This is a genomic window from Jeotgalicoccus psychrophilus DSM 19085 (genome assembly GCF_000425845.1).
Classification (GTDB): domain Bacteria; phylum Bacillota; class Bacilli; order Staphylococcales; family Salinicoccaceae; genus Jeotgalicoccus; species Jeotgalicoccus psychrophilus.
Genome location: NZ_AUEF01000008.1, coordinates 1 through 17,351, shown reverse-complemented (window position 1 = coordinate 17,351; position 17,351 = coordinate 1). Strand labels below are relative to the sequence as shown.

Sequence of the window (17,351 nt, the reverse complement as noted above, 5' to 3'; positions counted from 1 at the left end):
TCCACTCCTGTCTTTACAATATTGTAACATTAAATTTAAATATATTATTCTCATAAAGGGAAGTACATATGAAACTCTTCTGTTATAATTACTTTATATATTTAATTTAGAGTAGGAAGTGTATTATGTTAGAAAAATTTAAAAAGGAATGGCTGACAGCGCCGGGTACGAATATTTTGGCCGGTGTGGTAGTTGCATTAGCATTAATTCCTGAAGCAATCGCATTTTCAATTATTGCCGGAGTCGATCCGATGGTTGGTTTATATGCATCATTTCTTATTGCGGTAATCATTTCATTCGTTGGTGGACGGCCAGCTATGATTTCAGCTGCGACAGGGGCAATCGCGTTACTTATTGTGCCGCTAGTCAATGATTACGGGGTCGATTATCTGCTGGCAGCGACAATACTCATGGGAGTTATTCAACTAGTTTTTGGGCTGTTAAAAGTTGGTAAATTGATGAAGTTTATACCAAACTCGGTGATGATTGGTTTTGTTAATGCGCTGGCAATTATGATATTCATGTCGCAAATTGAACATATTTTTGGAATATCTATCGATAGTTATGTTTACGTCATCGCTACATTATTTATAGTCTATGTATTTCCAAAGTTCATTAAAAAAGTACCTGCACCATTAATCGCTCTTGTCGTCTTAACGGGTGTCTATATTATTTTCGGATCTAACGTAGGTACAGTCGGTGACCTTGGCACTATCGAAAGATCTCTGCCGAGCTTCTTCATTCCAGACGTTCCATTTACAATGGAAACTCTGATGATTATCTTGCCTTATTCGCTCTCTATGGCGGTTGTCGGACTGGTAGAAAGTCTACTAACTGCTAGAATTGTTGATAATGCAACAGACACTTACAGTAGTAAAAATAAAGAATCCCGCGGTCAAGGTATCGCAAACTTCATTACTGGATTCTTTGGTGGAATGGGTGGTTGTGCCATGATTGGTCAATCAATCATTAATGTGAGGTCGGGTGCCACAACAAGACTATCTACTTTCACTGCTGGTGTGTTTCTAATGTTCCTGATTATCGTGCTCGGTGATTGGGTTGTCCAAATTCCAATGCCAATACTTGCGGGTATTATGGTGATGGTCGCTATTGGTACATTCGACTGGAATTCATTCAAGTATATCGCTAAAGCGCCTCGTACAGATTCTTTCGTGATGCTGATTACCGTCACTATTGTATTGTTCACACATAACCTTGCAATCGGAGTTATCGTAGGGGTTATATTCAGTGCACTTTTCTTTGCTACAAAAATTTCGAAGGTAGACGTTCATTTAGAAGAAATGAAAAACACTATTACGCTAAGTTTTGAAGGACAGATTTTCTTCGCATCTATTGATACAACGCTTGAACAAATTGATTTTAAGAAATACGAAAAACCTGTTCAATTAGATTTTTCTAAGGCTCATTTATGGGATGATTCTGCAGTAGATGCAATTGATACGATTGTAAGAAAGTTTGAAGAAAAGGGCAACATTGTTCATATCAGGGAATTGAATACAGACAGTCGTAAGATTGTTAAAGAGCTGAGTCAATTAAATGAACAACATCTGACTTAATAATAAGGGGGAGATATTAATGTATAAATCAATTCTACTTGCCGCCGATGGTTCTGAGAACAGTATCAGGGCAGCAGAAGAAACATTAAATTTCATCAATGAAGAAACAGAAGTAACAATACTCAATGTGATCGACCCTACTGATTCTAAAAATGATGTATTACACAGTGGTCCTTCAGAAAGTATTATGCATAAACGTAAAGAAAAATTATCAAAGATTATAAATCTCTATGAGACGAATAACATCTCTTACACGATTCAGTATGAACATGGCGTACCCAATGAAACTGTGGTCGCTTTTGCCAATAAAGGACACTATCAGTTAGTCGTCCTTGGCAATAGGGGATTGAATAGTTTGCAGGAAATGGTAATGGGAAGTGTGAGCCATAAAGTGGCAAAACGTTCAGAAATTCCAGTAATGATAGTTAAATAACATTTGAAGAAACGACTACTGTAATGTACTTCATTTCAATGGTCGTTTCTTTATAATTAACATCTCTTAAATTTTTGGAATATATCATTTATGGTAACTCTCGTAACGTATGACCCGTTAATGAGATATATTTTTTCACCTATAGGTTTAAGAAGTTTTTTACTTTAGTGAAGTATTTTACATGAGGAAAAAGCATATTATCTGTCGTAAAAGATACATGAAAATTTTTATAATCAGTGATGGAAGTACAGTGGTTCTATTTTTTATTACAGTTTAAATATCGATAAAAAGTAGTTCTGCTAATGCCAATCGTTTCAATAATTTCTTTTACACTGTATTCTCCCGTATTATATAGATTAATAGCTTTTGTAATATCGGTGATTTTAACTCTTGGGCGGCCGCCTTTTCGATTCCTTCCTCTTGAATCTTTTAAACTCTCCTCAAAATTATATCTTTCTAATAAATCAGAATGATGTATAAAATATTGTTGACGGGTGTCCACTCGATTACACCCATAAACATACTGGCTCAAAAAATTACCTCCCTTATAATATATCATCTCAAAATATCCGTTTATAAGACTATTTATCTAAATGTCTATATAGAGTAGCTCGACTTATATTTGTAGCAGATTTAATTTCATCTAATGTGAATTTATTTAACGTATACATTTCTATCGCTTTTCTAATATTTTCATCGTTCCGTTTTGGTCTTCCCATCTGTTTTCCTTTTTTTGTAGCACTGTTTACTCCTTCTTTGGTCCTAAATCTGACTACGTCACTTTGAAAATTTGAGATTTCACTTAAAATTTGATTAAAGGTATATCGAGGTGTAGGGCTGATAAACATAGAAGGATTGATAATACGGATTGAAATAAAGTCGCGGTCTAAAGAATTGACAATATCGACAAGCTGTTTGGTTGAATCTGCTAAAATACATAAATCAGTAACATACAGTTGGTCATTTGGCTTCAATATATCATTAAGCAATCTATCTAATTGATATCGATTTTTAGTATCTGTATGATTTTCCCTTATAATGTTATGAGTATAAATTTTTATTTTTTTCTCTTGTTCAGGTATAACATCATATAAATCAATTGGTCTAATGTAGCCATATTTCATTAAATAACACTCCTTTCTTTAGAAAGTATAACATTTATTCTCATAAAGGGGTATACATATGGAACTATTCTGTTATACTTACTTTAGTTATTTTAAAAGAGTAGGAAGTGTATTTATGAAAGAAAAGTTTAAAAAAGAATGGCTGACTGCGCCGGGTACTAACATTATGGCTGGAGTCGTCGTCGCATTGGCTTTGATTCCAGAAGCCATCGCATTTTCAATTATTGCTGGAGTCGATCCAATGGTAGGGTTGTATGCTTCATTCCTTATTGCTGTAATCATTTCGATTGTCGGCGGTCGTCCAGCTATGATTTCGGGAGCAACCGGTGCAATCGCATTACTTATAGTCCCGCTTGTCAGTGAATACGGCGTTGATTATTTATTGGCAGCGACAATACTCATGGGAATTATTCAACTGATTCTAGGTTTGTTAAAAGTTGGAAAGTTAATGAAGTTTATTCCGAACTCAGTAATGATTGGCTTCGTTAATGCCCTTGGTATTATGATATTTATGTCTCAAATTGAACATATTTTCGGTATATCCATTGATACTTACATCTATGTAATTGTCACACTTCTTATCGTTTATATTGTTCCGAGATTCCTCAAGAAGGTACCTGCACCATTGATTGCACTCTTACTTTTGACAGGTATTTATATTATTTTTGGTTCTAACGTAGGGACAGTGGGGGATTTAGGAAATATTGAGCGATCTCTCCCAAGCTTCTTTATTCCAGATGTTCCATTTACCATGGAAACCCTAATGATTATTTTACCTTACTCGCTATCGATGGCTATTGTAGGTCTCGTAGAAAGTTTACTGACTGCTAAAATAGTCGATAACGCAACGGACACTTACAGCAGCAAAAACAGAGAATCCCGCGGTCAGGGTATCGCAAACTTTATTACAGGATTCTTTGGTGGTATGGGTGGTTGTGCCATGATTGGTCAATCAGTTATCAACGTGAAATCAGGTGCCACAACTAGATTGTCTTCTCTCAGTGCGGGTGTTGTATTAATATTGATGATTATTGTTCTGGGCAATTGGGTTGTTCAGATTCCAATGCCAATACTTGCCGGTATTATGGTAATGGTTTCTATTGGTACATTCGACTGGAGTTCTTTCAGATATGTGCAAAAAGCACCAAGGACTGATGCATTCGTCATGCTCATCACAGTAGCTATTGTATTATTTACACATAACCTTGCAATCGGTGTTATTGTGGGTGTTATATTCAGTGCGCTCTTCTTTGCGACGAAAATCTCAAAAGTCGATGTGTATCTGGAAGAAATGGAAAATACTATTACGCTGCATTTTGAAGGTCAGATTTTCTTTGCATCAATTGATACAACAATTGAAAAAATTGATTTCAAGAAATATGATAAACCGATTCAATTAGATTTTTCCAAAGCTCATTTATGGGATGACTCCGCAGTAGATGCGATTGATACCATCGTAAGAAAGTTTGAGGAAAAAGGTAATACAGTTTATATCAAACAATTAAATACAGACAGTCGTAAAATTGTTAAAGAACTGAGCCAGTTGAATGAACAGCACCTTACTTAAGATATAGGAGGAATTTCGATGTATAAATCAATTTTGCTTGCCGCAGACGGTTCTGATAATAGTATCAGAGCCGCAAAGGAAACGTTAAATTTTATCAATGAAGAGTCAGAAGTTACCATACTCAATGTCATCGATCCAGCAGATTCTAAAGACGATGTGCTACACAGTGGAGTTTCAGAAAGTATTATTAATAAGAGAAAAGAAAAACTGTCAGAAATTATTAGTGTTTATGAATCGAACGATATTCCTTACCTGATTCATTATGAACATGGTGTGCCGAATGAAACTGTTGTCGCTTTTGCCAATAAAGGACAGTATCAATTAGTCGTTTTGGGCAATAGGGGATTGAATAGTCTGCAGGAAATGGTAATGGGAAGTGTGAGTCACAAAGTTGCCAAACGTTCGAAAATTCCAGTAATGATTGTTAAATAAACATTTGAAGCGTCTATAGAAAATCCTATAGACGCTTCTTTTTAAATTTTTATCAAAAAAACCATTTATACATAGAAGAATATATAAGCGAAATTAATTAAATAAATAAAGCATGCATACTCATATTCAAGGTGAAATTTATGTAGAAGAAATAAGTTGATCTCCAGGTGTTTGTGGCTAATCACCGGATGAAATACTTATTAAGTGTGAACTAAATGGTTAAAGTATAGTTAAATGTAAGATACATAATTTCATAAAATTTCGTAAGACAACATTTAAATTAAGTGCAAAATAAAATATAAAGTTACACCAAAACTAATGGAATCAATAGTCTTATAATGTTTATTTAGGGTCTAATCTAATCAAACAAAAATTTAAGAGAGAAGTCATATCTACAAGTTTTTTAACCAGAAGATTATTTTGATTTATTTCAAAAATTTTCAAACCGTTCTTAAAAGTGTATTTTTATAACCGTATGATAAAAGAGAAATTTTAGTCGCTTACTTCGTTTCAAGATATTACTGATACAATAAGGTTAAAAATCGGTACGTTTAACGGAACAAGTGTAGGTATTATAATAAACGTTTTTGATTTTGATGAAAAATAAGCTGTTCAATTTTTGATTGAACAGCTTTACCTAGTTATCCTTACTTTTATTCTTTTACCCTCAAAAGGCGGAGAGCATTCAGTATTACAATAATAGCAGCTCCTGTATCACTTAATACGGCCATTCATAGTGTAAGTATTCCCAAGAATATCAGAACAAATGCCGCCAACTTTATTGTGATGGAAAACCAGGTACGGTTGGGAAAATCCCCTTCCTGCGATTACCGTTCACAAACGCCCAAAAAGAGCAACTGGCCCTTTTAGCTCTGGGACTGTCTTGGCATAGAGAAGGTAAAACCTTTCCCACTTAAAAGAACGGAAAAAGACGCTCTGTCCTGGCATTATCTTTGGCTCGACGCTTGCCCCCATACGGATATTAATCGTTTCGAAACTTTTAATACAGTCAATGTAACTTTTGAATGTAAACTGGCTGCCTTAAGTCACTGTTTATGATTTTATGCTTCCCATGCTCTTTAATTGCTTATTTGACCGCCCGTATGATAAAAACGGTATGCAAGGCATTGTTTTTACTCATAACATCTTTATTAGATTGCTCTGTTTTTTAGTGTCCAATGTTATGGGAACATTGTAGAATCCACACTTCAAAGTTCATTCATGTCAATCGATTCGTTCATTATTTAGATCTTAATAATCGAAGTCCATTTAGTATAACAACTAAAGTACTTCCTTCATGAACAATTACACTGATTGTAATATCAGTTAATCCTAACAAACTAACGACAACTAAAAAGGCAACAACTGCCATTGAAAAAATAATATTTTGCCTAATAACACGACCCATATTTGAGGAAATTTTATGAGACTGTACTAATTTAGATAAATTGTTCTGCATTAAAACCAAATCAGATACTTCTACTGCCACATCAGTACCGCCCCCCATAGCTATACCAACATCAGCATTAACAAGGGCCGGTGCATCGTTCACACCATCTCCGACCATGGCAGTAACTCCAAATTTTTCTTTTTGTTCTTCTATAATTCTGGATTTATCTTCAGGCATTACATTAGCGATAACTTCGTCTATTCCCAATTGTTCGCCTACAGCTTTTCCCGTCATTTCCGAATCACCAGTAATTAAAGTCGTGTGGATACCAAGTTTCTTAAAGTAATTAATTGTTTCTTTAGCATGCTCATTCGGAATATCCATTAGAGCTATAAGCCCAATAACTTCTTCATTTTCTGCTACGTATACAACCGTCTTTCCTTCTGATGCCCAATCATGATTGAACTGGGTATACTCTTCAGAAACACTTTCAAAAGAAGTAGGCTTACCAATACGATAATTTTTTCCATTATAATCTCCTGTCAGACCTTTTCCAATTTGATTAGTAACTTCGATGCCTATTTTATTTTTAACTTCAAATTTTTCTAAAATAGCATTAGCGAGTGGGTGATTGGATTCCTTTTCAAGGGCGACTATAATATCAATAATATTTTCTTCGTTCACAGAATGAGTGAAATAGTAATTTGTTACTTTAGGTTCTCCGTTCGTAAGGGTTCCTGTTTTATCGAAGGCAATTGCATCTATATCCGCTAATTGTGATAGGTAAGTACTTCCTTTTGAAAGCACGCCTTTTTTAGCTAGGTTAGATGTTGTAGATAATGTTACAGATACAGTAGCTGCTGCCAAAGCACACGGTGAAGCTGCGACTAAAAGCACTAATCCCCTGTAAACACTTTGCGACCATGTCCAATCAAATAAAAAAGGAGCAAGTAACATTACTAATGGTATTGCGATTAAAACGATATTAACATATTTAGGCTCGAATTTTTGAATGATACTGGCAGCTTTTGTTTGATTATCTTGGTTTTGACTAACTAATTGTAAAATTTTAGAGAATACAGTATCCTTGTTTTCCTTAGTGACTTCCATAGTAAAAGTACCTGTTCCATTAATCGTACTTCCAAAAACTTCGTCACCCTTAGACTTCTCTTTCGCTATACTTTCCCCATTAATAGAAGATTCATCAATTGAGGTAGTACCCGATAAAATAATTCCATCAATTGGAACTTGATCACCGTTCAGCACTTGGAGTTGATCTCCAACTTTTAATTCACTGACATCAACAATTTTTGTGTTTCCATCAGGTAGAATTAATTTAGCTGTCGTTGGGTTCATTTCGAGTAGCTTAGTAATTTCTCTTTTACTTCTTCCTTCAGCGTAATCTTCAAGAAAATGAGCGCCGGAAAAAATAAGTATCAAAAGGGTTCCTTCCCAAAAACTCCCTATCAGAGAAGCCCCGATTGCAGCTAATCCCATTAGAATATGAGAATTAGGAGTGAATTTCCCCTTTAATTTAGTATTTTCAACTGTCTCTCCAATTCCTTCGAGAAGAATTACATGGTAGCCGGCTGTGATTGTGGCAAATGAAAATAAGATGTTTTGTATTAATAAATTTTCATCGCTTAAAAAAAGCCCAATTATAGCCAACACTAAGCCAATAAAATATGAAATAATTGGCATTTTTCCGTGGGTATGATCGTGGCTATGACTTTCGTGTGCTTGTTGCTCTTGAATATTTTTCATTTCTATCACCTTTCTAAATAAATATGATATATCGGGTTCCAATATATTCGCAGTAAGCTTAACTAAACCAGGACGTTAATTGACCACATCCAAACTTTTTGTTCCAATAATACATCCTATGAATTTATCAACCGTATTCACTAACCCTCTCTGCTACACCCATCTCACTTTCTTTCGAGATATCATACAACGCTTTCCATTCTGTTTTTTGTTTTCCATATCCATTGCAAAACCCTCTTTTCATACGCTTATAATCTATATTGTTATATAATCATATAACAATATTAATGACGTAAATTACTATTAACACTCATTACTGGTTTACGGAATACTAGTTATGATAGGCGTGATCGATCGCCTGTTTTAGCATATTCATAGTATGTTCATCATTATGGGAGTAAAACAACGTTGTGCCTTCCCTTCGGAATTTTACTAACCGTAAATTTTTCAAGAACCGCAATTGATGGGAAACTGTTGATTGTCTAAGATGTAGCGTTTCAGCAATACCGTTTACCGAATACTCCTTATAAAAGAGCGAATGGAGAATCCGGATTCTCGTAGGATCACCTAACGCTTTAAATGTTTGCGATACGACAAATAATGTTTCATCATCTAAGTCCTTATTATTTACTTCCTCAAATTCTTTTTTTTCTTCCATTATTTTTCCCTCACTTTAGGTTTCAAGTCCAAATCTTATATAATAATCACTATTTATCTACATATATTAATATATGTTCATATATATGATATTATCATCTGAATAAAGAGTCAAATAATATTTAATATGAATTCATATATTTTGTTTTGATTTTTTAGCGTAAAATAAACAAAGCATTTTTAAGGAGAGTAGTGGGATGAGTGCAGTATGGATGATCCGGCATTCGCTTCTGCATTTTGAATTGGTGTGGCGGTGGACTCGCTTGGATAATGAAAGGTTTTCAAAGTGGTCATGGCTTCATTTATTCATTATGTGCAGGCCTTATAATTGGTTTATTATTTTTTGAAATGATTCCAGAAAGTATTGAATTAGGCGGGTGGGTAATTTAAATCGGTGGAATAGCAATAGGCTTAGTATTATTCCAATCCATTCATCTATTAATAGATAAAATTACAATTATCACTAATAGTCATCAAAAAGATATTTTCGTTCGATCGGGAGTACTTTTAACTACCAGTATAGCAATTCATAATTTCCCTGTTGGCATCGCGATTGGATCAACAATTGGAACAAGTATGGGAAATTTCATGTTGACCACCTTATTTCTACATAACATACCTGAAGGAATAATTATTTTTAGCTGCGTTCGGTATGCTTACTTGGATACTGTTCGCAATAATTTTAGCAATCCATATCACGACAGGGTAATTATTCAGTCAATTGTTCGAGATTGGAAAATCATCTTTCATTGCATTATTTTCCTTAGCGTATGTTTTCCGTGTTTTGTTGGTAGGGCCCTTTATTATTCAAACATCTGCTTGAATAAAGAAAAATAAGATGATACACTATATTCAAACAAATATTTGAATGATGAGGTGTATGTATGAATAAAAAAGAAACATGTGAAGTTTTTTGTTATGACGAAGAAAAGGTTAACCGGATGCAAGAGAATTTACAAACTGTCGATATTGCCGGTATATCACAGATGCTTAAGGCCATCGCTGATGTGAATAGGGCCAAAATCACCTATTCCTTATGCCGGGAAGAGGAATTATGTGTCTGTGACATCGCAAATATACTCGGTGTGACTGTAGCAAATGCTTCTCATCATTTACGCACTCTCTACAAAGAAGGCATCGTCACATTCAGGAAAGAAGGCAAACTTGCGTTCTATTCTCTGGAAGATCAGCATATTAGGGAAATCATGACGATTGCATTAATACATAGGAAAGAAGTGATAACCAATGTCTGAAGGGATTGCAGAGCTGACTGAAGAAGAAAAAAAAGTTTACCGTGTTCAGGGGTTTTCCTGTGCGAACTGTGCAGGGAAATTTGAGCGTAATGTGAAGAAACTACCTGAAGTTCAAGATGCGAAGGTGAATTTTGGCGCATCAAAAATTTCTGTATATGGTTCTGCAACGGTTGAGGAACTGGAAGAAGCAGGGGCATTTGAAAACCTCAAAGTGGTGCCTGAAAAGTCTATGCGTCAAACGCAACCAGAAGTAAATAAAGAAAAAAAAGTTTACCGTGTTCAGGGGTTTTCCTGTGCGAACTGTGCAGGGAAATTTGAGAATAATGTGAAGAAACTACCTGAAGTTCAAGATGCGAAGGTGAATTTTGGCGCATCAAAAATTTCTGTATATGGTTCTGCAACGGTTGAGGAACTGGAAGAAGCAGGGGCGTTTGAAAACCTCAAAGTGGTGCCTGAGAAATCCCGGGAAGAAAGTGGACAAGACAAAAAAGAAAAGGAAGTAACCATTCCATTTTATAAAAAGCACAGCACTCTGCTCTATTCGCTACTGTTTATCGCTTTTGGCTTCATTTCAATGTTGGTGAATGGTGATGACAATATTCTTACACCACTGCTGTTCATCACTTCCATGATTGTCGGAGGGGCTTCAATGCTGAAAACGGGTCTCCAGAATTTAGTCCGGTTTGAATTTGATATGCGAACCCTGATGACAGTCGCAGTGATTGGCGGTGTCATCATCGGAGAATGGGCCGAGGTCGCCATTGTTGTCATCTTGTTTGCCATCAGCGAAGCGTTGGAGCGTTTCTCGATGGATCGAGCAAGGCAATCCATCAGTTCATTGATGGATATTGCTCCTAAAGAGGCACTTGTCAGACGCAACGGACAGGAAATGACAGTGCACGTCAATGATATTGCTGTGGGCGATATCATGATTGTTAAGCCTGGACAGAAAATTGCTATGGACGGCGTAATTGTCAATGGCTACTCTGCAATCAACCAGGCAGCAATCACAGGTGAATCAGTGCCGGTTGAAAAATCGATCGATGATGAAGTATTTGCAGGGACACTGAACGAAGAAGGCTTACTGGAAGTTAAAATCACTAAATTGGTTGAAGATACGACCATTGCCAAAATCATTCATCTGGTGGAAGAAGCACAAGGTGAGCGTGCTCCTGCCCAGGCATTCGTTGATAAATTTGCAAAATATTATACGCCTGCCATTATGGTTGTCGCAGTGCTGGTTGCGATTGTACCCCCGTTATTTTTCGGTGCGAGCTGGTCCACTTGGGTGTATCAAGGGTTAGCGGTTCTCGTTGTAGGTTGTCCATGTGCATTGGTAATTTCCACGCCGATAGCGATTGTTTCGGCAATCGGAAATGCTGCCAAGAAGGGAGTCCTTGTAAAAGGCGGGGTCTACCTCGAAGAAATGGGTGGATTAAAGGCCATTGCATTTGATAAGACCGGCACACTCACAAAAGGCGTCCCGGTTGTAACTGATTATCGTTTAATCGACAATGCAATTGATGAAAAGGAAATGCTGGCAGTCATCACAGCATTGGAAGATCGTTCCCAGCATCCATTGGCATCCGCGATTATAAAGAAGGCAGACAGTTATAACCTTCCTTATTCTGATATTTTTGTCGAAGACTTTTCTTCCATTACAGGCAAAGGGATACGGGGCAAAATCAATAATGAAATGTATTACGTTGGCAGCCCGGCATTATTTGAAGAGATAGAGGCAGCTAATTTCAATGATTCAATTAAAAGTGATGTCAAAACACTTCAAGAACAAGGTAAGACCGTTATGGTTGCAGGAACGAAAAATACAGTTCAGGCAATCATTGCAGTCGCGGATGAAGTCCGCGAATCAAGTAAAGCGGTAATCCAGAAGCTGCATCAGGCAGGCATCGAAAAAACAGTCATGCTTACGGGGGATAATCATAGTACTGCCCGTGCGATTGGTTCACATGTCGGTGTCACAGATATTCAATCTGAATTACTCCCGCAGGATAAACTAGACGTAATCAAGCAACTAAAAACTGATTATCGTCATGTAGGCATGGTCGGCGATGGGGTCAATGACGCCCCGGCGCTGGCAGCTTCCACCGTTGGTATCGCTATGGGTGGCGCCGGTACAGATACCGCTCTTGAAACAGCGGATGTCGCTTTAATGGGCGATGACCTGAGGAAACTGCCCTTTACCATCAAACTTAGCCGTAAAACATTGAACATCATCAAAGCGAATATCGCTTTTGCCATTGGAATCAAACTGATTGCTCTATTGTTGGTCATCCCAGGATGGCTGACACTATGGATTGCGATTCTCTCGGACATGGGTGCCACTTTAGTGGTGGCCTTGAATGGTTTGAGGCTTATGCGTGTGAAGGAAGATGAATTAAGCTTGGGTTCTTCCCAGATAAATAAAAGTACTGATGTCGAAATATTGGAGTTGGAAAAATGATTATAACGGCATTTACAGCTGCTGCCATCTATGTAGCGACAGGAATCGACTATCTCGTCATATTGATTCTTCTGTTTTCGCAAATCAAAAAGAGTAATCAAATAAAACATATCTGGATTGGACAATATATTGGGACAGTCATTATTATACTCGCGAGTCTTCTGGTGTCATTGGGCGTTGCTAATCTAGTTCCCCAACAATGGATGATCGGACTGCTTGGACTGCTGCCGCTTTACCTGGGTATAAAAATATGGATTCAAGGTGAAGAAGACGAAGATGAAGGCAACATTCTCTCCCTTTTCTCTTCAGGCAGATTCAATCAATTATTCATAACGGTCACTTTCATTGTACTGGCTTCCAGTGCGGATGATTTCGCTATCTATATACCGTACTTTACGACTTTAAATATGATGGAAATCATTATTGCCGTCATTGTTTTCATGATCATGGTTGGTGTTCTATGTCTAATCAGCTATCGATTGGCTTCCTTGAATTTTGTTTCAGATAAAATCGAAAAATATGAACGTTGGATCGTTCCAATCGTCTTTATAGGATTAGGAATTTATATCCTATTTGAAAATGGCACATTCAACGCTCTGTTCTCATTCCTATTTTAATAGAAAATTTTATAAGCCGATATCTCTCTTTTAATGTGAGATATCGGCTTAATTTTAGTGCAAAATATCACTTAAATAAGTGCAAAATAAAGTCAAAAGTCACACCCAGATTTAAGACAAAGGTCTGCTAAACTTTAATCACCGATTCACATCCGGTTACCCCTTCTGTCACTTTCGTAATTATTCTGCACTAATTCAGACGATAATTTGCATTATAATTAAAGAACCCAGCTTGTCTTCGTAAGAAGACAAGCTGGGTTCTAAAGTAGTATGTGCAAAATAGTATTTAAAATATATGCAATTCATCGGTGAAAGAGACACTCTAGTGTTGTCTATTTAGGATCTACTTTAATCAATCAAAAATTTAAGAGAGAAAAACACATCTATAAATTTTTAACCAGAAGATTTTTTTCTAATTATAAATGAATAACGTTCGTAAAAGTATATGCAAAATATTGAACGTTCGTAAACTATTTTTATATGTTTAAGAACGTTTATTTTAATCTATTTCAAATGTTTTTAAACCGTTCTTAAAAGTGTACTTTTACGAACGCTTATTTCTGAAGATACTTATGAAAAGATGACCCAAAAAAGATACAACAGGAAATGTTAATTTAATATTAAAAGTAAATAAAAACACAATAAATTCCATAGAAATTCTAGCATTTAATGCTTAATCAAAGTAAAAATAAAGTTTTTTATATATACATACATACAGTACGTATGTATAATTGATTTATATTGTAAAGGAGAGTGATTTAATTGAAATGGAATAGTTTTTATCCTGTATTGATGATTGAAGAGTTGAAGCGCAGCAAAGAATTCTATATGAATTATTTTGGATATTCAGTATCATTCGAGGCTGACTGGTATGTAAGTCTTGTTAATAAACGAACGAACGGTGAATTGGCTTTACTTGACCTTAACCACGAAACAATACCTGAAGGTTATGGCAAGGCAGCGCAAGGTCTTTTATTGAACATAGAGGTAGAAGATGTTGATGCTATTTATCAAAAACTTGCAATAGAAAACCAGTTGCCTATCGTATTGGATATACGTAGTGAAGCATTCGGGCAACGACACTTTATTACAAGAGATCCTAATGGTGTTCTAATAGATGTAATAAAAGTTATCCCTGCGGACGATAATTACACAAAACAATATGTAGACGAGAATTTTGGTTCAAATTAATAATGGGTCAGTATATTCCACTCAAATATTATTTTGACAAGGATTTAGCTGAAAGGTTAGCGACATTAATTTCAATAAATTATAAATCATTTCCCAACAAAATATTTATCGATAATGTTTCGAAAAGAGTAGAGAACAAAGAATTAAAAGCACGTGTTTTAGTGATTGCAGAAGAATTACACAAAGCGCTGCCTAAAGAGTTTGATAAAGCGCTTCTTGTATTATTGTCTGTACTGGGACCAGTAAACCAGACAGAAAAAGGCATGTTTACGAACGGTTATTTTCTAATGCCCATAGCACGTTACGTAGAATTATATGGCTCAAGTCATGTCTCTTTATCTTTGGAAGCACTTTATGAGATTACTCAAAGACACACCTCAGAATATGCAATTCGACCATTTATTGTAAACAATACTAACGAATGCTTAAAATACTTTGATATATGGAGAAAAGATAATAATTCTCACGTAAGACGACTTGTAAGCGAAGGAACTCGCCCAAGATTACCCTGGGCCTCAAAGATAGACTATATAAATGGGGATATAAATCAAAATTTAGTTTTACTTGATTCACTTAAAAATGATTCATCTAATTACGTCAGAAAATCTGTAGGAAATCACCTTAACGATCTATCTAAAGAAGAGCCAGAAATCGTGTTATCATGGCTACTTGAAAGAAGAACAACTACATCACCAATAGTAATAAAAAGAGGACTGCGTACTTTAGTTAAAAAGGAATATCCAGGAGCACTAGAAATGATAAGAGAAATATAGAGAGGTACTTTAAAGTGAAAAAAAAAAGGAACAAGCTAATCAAACTAGAAAACAATTAATAGAAATTGCAACCGAATTATTTTCGGAACATGGCTATTCAAAAGTTTCATTGGAAGATATTGTTGAAACAGAGCAATTGACACGCGGGGCAGTATACCATCACTTTAAGAGCAAAAAAGGATTGTTTTATGCAGTTTTCGAGCACGCGCATCAACTAATTGCAGAAGAAATTAGTGCAGTAGATGAAAAAAACGAGGATCAGTTGGAGCAATTAATAGAAGGCTGTAGAATATTCATTGAAACTATTTCAAAAGAAAATATGTATCGAATTCTGCTAGTAGACGGTCCATCTGTATTGGGGTGGCAAATTTTCCGAAGATTTGACAAAGAAAACTCAATGAAATTACTACAAAATCAGATTGAACAGTTACAAGATAAGGATATTCTTCAACAAAACTCTTCAATTGTAATGACGCATGCTTTATCAGGAGCTATTAACGAACTTTCAATATGGGTGTCAGAACAAAACGATAAGAAAAAAGCAATAGAGAAGTCCATGGTTGTGATAGAAGGAATAATTTTAGGATTTAAGAACCCTTATTAAACTTAATGATTACATTACTAAATTCGAATAAAAATAATAATGCGAGAGCGTAAAATATCTTGTGTAAATGAAGTTAGAAGGCTTCCAGTCAATTTTACAGTTTACATATCATAACTGATTGGTAGTTGCTATAAGTACAGAAAAAACTCCAATCCCCTTTCTTAGCAAAGGAGTTGGAGTTTTCTCATTTACATGCAAAATAAAGAAGAAAGTGATAAGCAGTAAAATCGATATTCTATTAATGTCTATTTGGGATCTACCCTAAAAAAACAAAATTTAATAGAAAGAAGCACATCTATAAATTGTTTAACCAGAAGATTAATTTTCTTTTTATAAATGAAAACGTTCATAAATTTATATGCAAAATATTGATCGTTCTTAAAAATCGATGTATTAAAAGAATATGGGTGTAATCGCATATTCTCAGAGAAATTCAGTGGAAGAAAGTATAGACGGACAGAGTTAGATAAGTTTTTAGATTACATGCGTGATGGTGACACACTTGTGATTACTGAGCTAGATGATTAGGTCGCACGACGAAACAATTGATTGAGCTATCTCAACACCTTGAAAATGAAAAGATTGATTTTCAAATTATAGATGTGAATATTACAACTAAAGATGCGATGGGGGAAATGTACTTTACTATGATGAGTGAATTTGCAGAACTATAAACAAACTTATTAAGTGAGCGACAAAGAAAGGTCTAGAGCCAGCACGTGACAGAGGATGATTATGTGGGCGACCTGGCATAACGGATCAAAAGAAAGGGATGATAATGTCGCTATATAAATAGTACAACTATTCAGATGAAGAAATCGCAAAGATGGTAGGTGTGTATAGATTAACCATTTATAAAGTGATTAATGAGAGAAAAAGTGAGTGACATAAGGGCAATAAATATACTGAATTGTTTTGACAGGTATAGACTTTTTTTATTTACAAGTGAGTATTCGGAATGCTATAATTTACTTAACAAATAAAGTTTCCACATGATGAAACACCGAATCCCCAATCTATGTCCGTAGATTGGGGATTTTTAATGGTGTATTGGAAGTCATCTAGCTATTTTTTATCTCTATCTAACCAATAATTAAATAGAGCTATAATTACACCGACAATAATTGGTGCAATTATTAAATCAAATAAAGTTAGCCACATGATGTCACCTCCTTCCATGCTAATGAATCGTCTACACTTGATTGGACAACTCCTATGAGGGAGGTTATTGTTAAATCAATGAAAGTAGGCGTTTTTTTATGTCAAGAACGAGAAGAACATTTACCCCTGAATTTAAACTACAGATGGTCCGATTATTTGAAAATGGTAAATCAAAATCTGAAATTGTACGGGAGTATGATCTCACGGCTTCAGCTTTAGATAAATGGGTTAAAAATCATCAGAACACAGGTTCATTTAATCATATTGACAATTTATCTGAAGAAGAGCGCGAACTCAGAAGACTTCGCAAAGACATTCAACAGTTAAAAATGGAAAACGAGATTCTA

General features: G+C 35.5%; 16 protein-coding genes and 1 pseudogene. 12 read left to right on the top strand and 5 right to left on the bottom strand.

The features are described 5' to 3' along the window. Window positions 1-125 precede the first annotated feature (125 nt). Window positions 126-1,577 (top strand): SulP family inorganic anion transporter, encoded by a 1,452-nt coding sequence (locus tag H625_RS0103915; RefSeq protein WP_035785136.1) that lies wholly within the window; start codon window positions 126-128, stop codon window positions 1,575-1,577. Between the two features lie 19 nt (window positions 1,578-1,596). Continuing rightward, window positions 1,597-2,010, top strand: a complete 414-nt coding sequence (locus tag H625_RS0103910; protein WP_026858757.1) for a universal stress protein — start codon at window positions 1,597-1,599, stop codon at window positions 2,008-2,010. 256 nt (window positions 2,011-2,266) lie between these two features. Here H625_RS0103910 and H625_RS0103905 read toward each other — a convergent pair whose 3' ends face one another. Then, entirely contained in the window at window positions 2,267-2,542 is a 276-nt protein-coding gene (locus H625_RS0103905) for a helix-turn-helix domain-containing protein (RefSeq protein ID WP_026858756.1), read from the bottom strand. Between the two features lie 49 nt (window positions 2,543-2,591). After that, window positions 2,592-3,134 carry a recombinase family protein gene (locus tag H625_RS0103900; protein WP_026858755.1) on the bottom strand — a complete coding sequence of 181 codons (543 nt, stop codon included), beginning with the start codon at window positions 3,132-3,134 and terminating at the stop codon, window positions 2,592-2,594. 115 nt (window positions 3,135-3,249) lie between these two features. Between H625_RS0103900 and H625_RS0103895 the strand changes: the two genes are divergently transcribed. Both H625_RS0103895 and H625_RS0103890 read left to right on the top strand, forming a co-directional pair. Beyond that, window positions 3,250-4,701: a SulP family inorganic anion transporter gene (locus H625_RS0103895; protein WP_026858754.1), complete on the top strand. Its 1,452-nt coding sequence runs from the start codon at window positions 3,250-3,252 to the stop codon at window positions 4,699-4,701. 18 nt (window positions 4,702-4,719) lie between these two features. Further along, complete coding sequence (locus H625_RS0103890) at window positions 4,720-5,133, top strand: universal stress protein (RefSeq protein ID WP_026858753.1); 414 nt, start codon at window positions 4,720-4,722, stop codon at window positions 5,131-5,133. 1,240 nt (window positions 5,134-6,373) lie between these two features. Here the strand turns inward: H625_RS0103890 and H625_RS0103885 are convergent. After that, window positions 6,374-8,287, bottom strand: coding sequence for a heavy metal translocating P-type ATPase (locus H625_RS0103885; RefSeq protein ID WP_026858752.1), 1,914 nt, complete (start codon window positions 8,285-8,287; stop codon window positions 6,374-6,376). A 331-nt stretch (window positions 8,288-8,618) separates the two neighbouring features. Next, window positions 8,619-8,945 (bottom strand): ArsR/SmtB family transcription factor, encoded by a 327-nt coding sequence (locus H625_RS0103880; RefSeq protein ID WP_026858751.1) that lies wholly within the window; start codon window positions 8,943-8,945, stop codon window positions 8,619-8,621. A gap of 883 nt (window positions 8,946-9,828) precedes the next feature. On the opposite strand from H625_RS0103880, the gene H625_RS0103875 reads away from it, so the two are divergent. The 7 genes and pseudogenes from H625_RS0103875 to H625_RS13415 all read left to right on the top strand — a co-directional run bounded on the left by H625_RS0103875 (window position 9,829) and on the right by H625_RS13415 (window position 16,729). Next, window positions 9,829-10,197 carry an ArsR/SmtB family transcription factor gene (locus H625_RS0103875; RefSeq protein WP_026858750.1) on the top strand — a complete coding sequence of 123 codons (369 nt, stop codon included), beginning with the start codon at window positions 9,829-9,831 and terminating at the stop codon, window positions 10,195-10,197. Then, window positions 10,190-12,658, top strand: a complete 2,469-nt coding sequence (locus tag H625_RS12485; RefSeq protein WP_084135720.1) for a heavy metal translocating P-type ATPase — start codon at window positions 10,190-10,192, stop codon at window positions 12,656-12,658. The genes H625_RS0103875 and H625_RS12485 overlap by 8 nt, the downstream gene beginning before the upstream one ends. Next, on the top strand, window positions 12,655-13,275 hold the full coding sequence (locus H625_RS0103865; protein ID WP_026858749.1) for a CadD family cadmium resistance transporter: 621 nt from the start codon (window positions 12,655-12,657) through the stop codon (window positions 13,273-13,275). Before H625_RS12485 ends, H625_RS0103865 begins: the two co-directional genes overlap by 4 nt. 762 nt (window positions 13,276-14,037) lie before the next feature. Beyond that, entirely contained in the window at window positions 14,038-14,466 is a 429-nt protein-coding gene (locus tag H625_RS0103860) for a VOC family protein (protein WP_026858748.1), read from the top strand. A gap of 2 nt (window positions 14,467-14,468) precedes the next feature. Next, window positions 14,469-15,239 carry a DNA alkylation repair protein gene (locus H625_RS0103855; protein ID WP_026858747.1) on the top strand — a complete coding sequence of 257 codons (771 nt, stop codon included), beginning with the start codon at window positions 14,469-14,471 and terminating at the stop codon, window positions 15,237-15,239. Window positions 15,240-15,297: 58 nt separating this feature from the next. Beyond that, the gene (locus tag H625_RS12480; RefSeq protein WP_084135718.1) at window positions 15,298-15,843 is read left to right on the top strand and encodes a TetR/AcrR family transcriptional regulator; all 546 of its coding nucleotides are present in this window, start codon (window positions 15,298-15,300) and stop codon (window positions 15,841-15,843) included. A 384-nt stretch (window positions 15,844-16,227) separates the two neighbouring features. Next, window positions 16,228-16,729 (top strand): annotated as a pseudogene (locus tag H625_RS13415) (recombinase family protein). A gap of 179 nt (window positions 16,730-16,908) precedes the next feature. Here H625_RS13415 and H625_RS13560 read toward each other — a convergent pair. Continuing rightward, window positions 16,909-17,004: a type I toxin-antitoxin system Fst family toxin gene (locus H625_RS13560; protein WP_156897181.1), complete on the bottom strand. Its 96-nt coding sequence runs from the start codon at window positions 17,002-17,004 to the stop codon at window positions 16,909-16,911. Between the two features lie 98 nt (window positions 17,005-17,102). On the opposite strand from H625_RS13560, the gene H625_RS13860 reads away from it, so the two are divergent. Next, window positions 17,103-17,351: transposase (locus H625_RS13860; protein WP_035785133.1), on the top strand; the 249-nt coding region annotated here is incomplete at its 3' end.

Excerpts from the sequence above, each read along its gene's own strand:
- H625_RS0103900 (WP_026858755.1), bottom strand. The coding sequence starts at position 3,134 with ATGAAATATGGCTACATTAGACCAATTGATTTATATGATGTTATACCT.
- H625_RS13560 (WP_156897181.1), bottom strand. The coding sequence starts at position 17,004 with ATGTGGCTAACTTTATTTGATTTAATAATTGCACCAATTATTGTCGGT.
- H625_RS0103890 (WP_026858753.1), top strand. The coding sequence starts at position 4,720 with ATGTATAAATCAATTTTGCTTGCCGCAGACGGTTCTGATAATAGTATC.
- H625_RS0103895 (WP_026858754.1), top strand. The coding sequence starts at position 3,250 with ATGAAAGAAAAGTTTAAAAAAGAATGGCTGACTGCGCCGGGTACTAAC.
- H625_RS0103875 (WP_026858750.1), top strand. The coding sequence starts at position 9,829 with ATGAATAAAAAAGAAACATGTGAAGTTTTTTGTTATGACGAAGAAAAG.
- H625_RS0103865 (WP_026858749.1), top strand. The coding sequence starts at position 12,655 with ATGATTATAACGGCATTTACAGCTGCTGCCATCTATGTAGCGACAGGA.
- H625_RS0103885 (WP_026858752.1), bottom strand. The coding sequence starts at position 8,287 with ATGAAAAATATTCAAGAGCAACAAGCACACGAAAGTCATAGCCACGAT.
- H625_RS12485 (WP_084135720.1), top strand. The coding sequence starts at position 10,190 with ATGTCTGAAGGGATTGCAGAGCTGACTGAAGAAGAAAAAAAAGTTTAC.
- H625_RS0103880 (WP_026858751.1), bottom strand. The coding sequence starts at position 8,945 with ATGGAAGAAAAAAAAGAATTTGAGGAAGTAAATAATAAGGACTTAGAT.
- H625_RS0103855 (WP_026858747.1), top strand. The coding sequence starts at position 14,469 with ATGGGTCAGTATATTCCACTCAAATATTATTTTGACAAGGATTTAGCT.
- H625_RS0103910 (WP_026858757.1), top strand. The coding sequence starts at position 1,597 with ATGTATAAATCAATTCTACTTGCCGCCGATGGTTCTGAGAACAGTATC.
- H625_RS0103915 (WP_035785136.1), top strand. The coding sequence starts at position 126 with ATGTTAGAAAAATTTAAAAAGGAATGGCTGACAGCGCCGGGTACGAAT.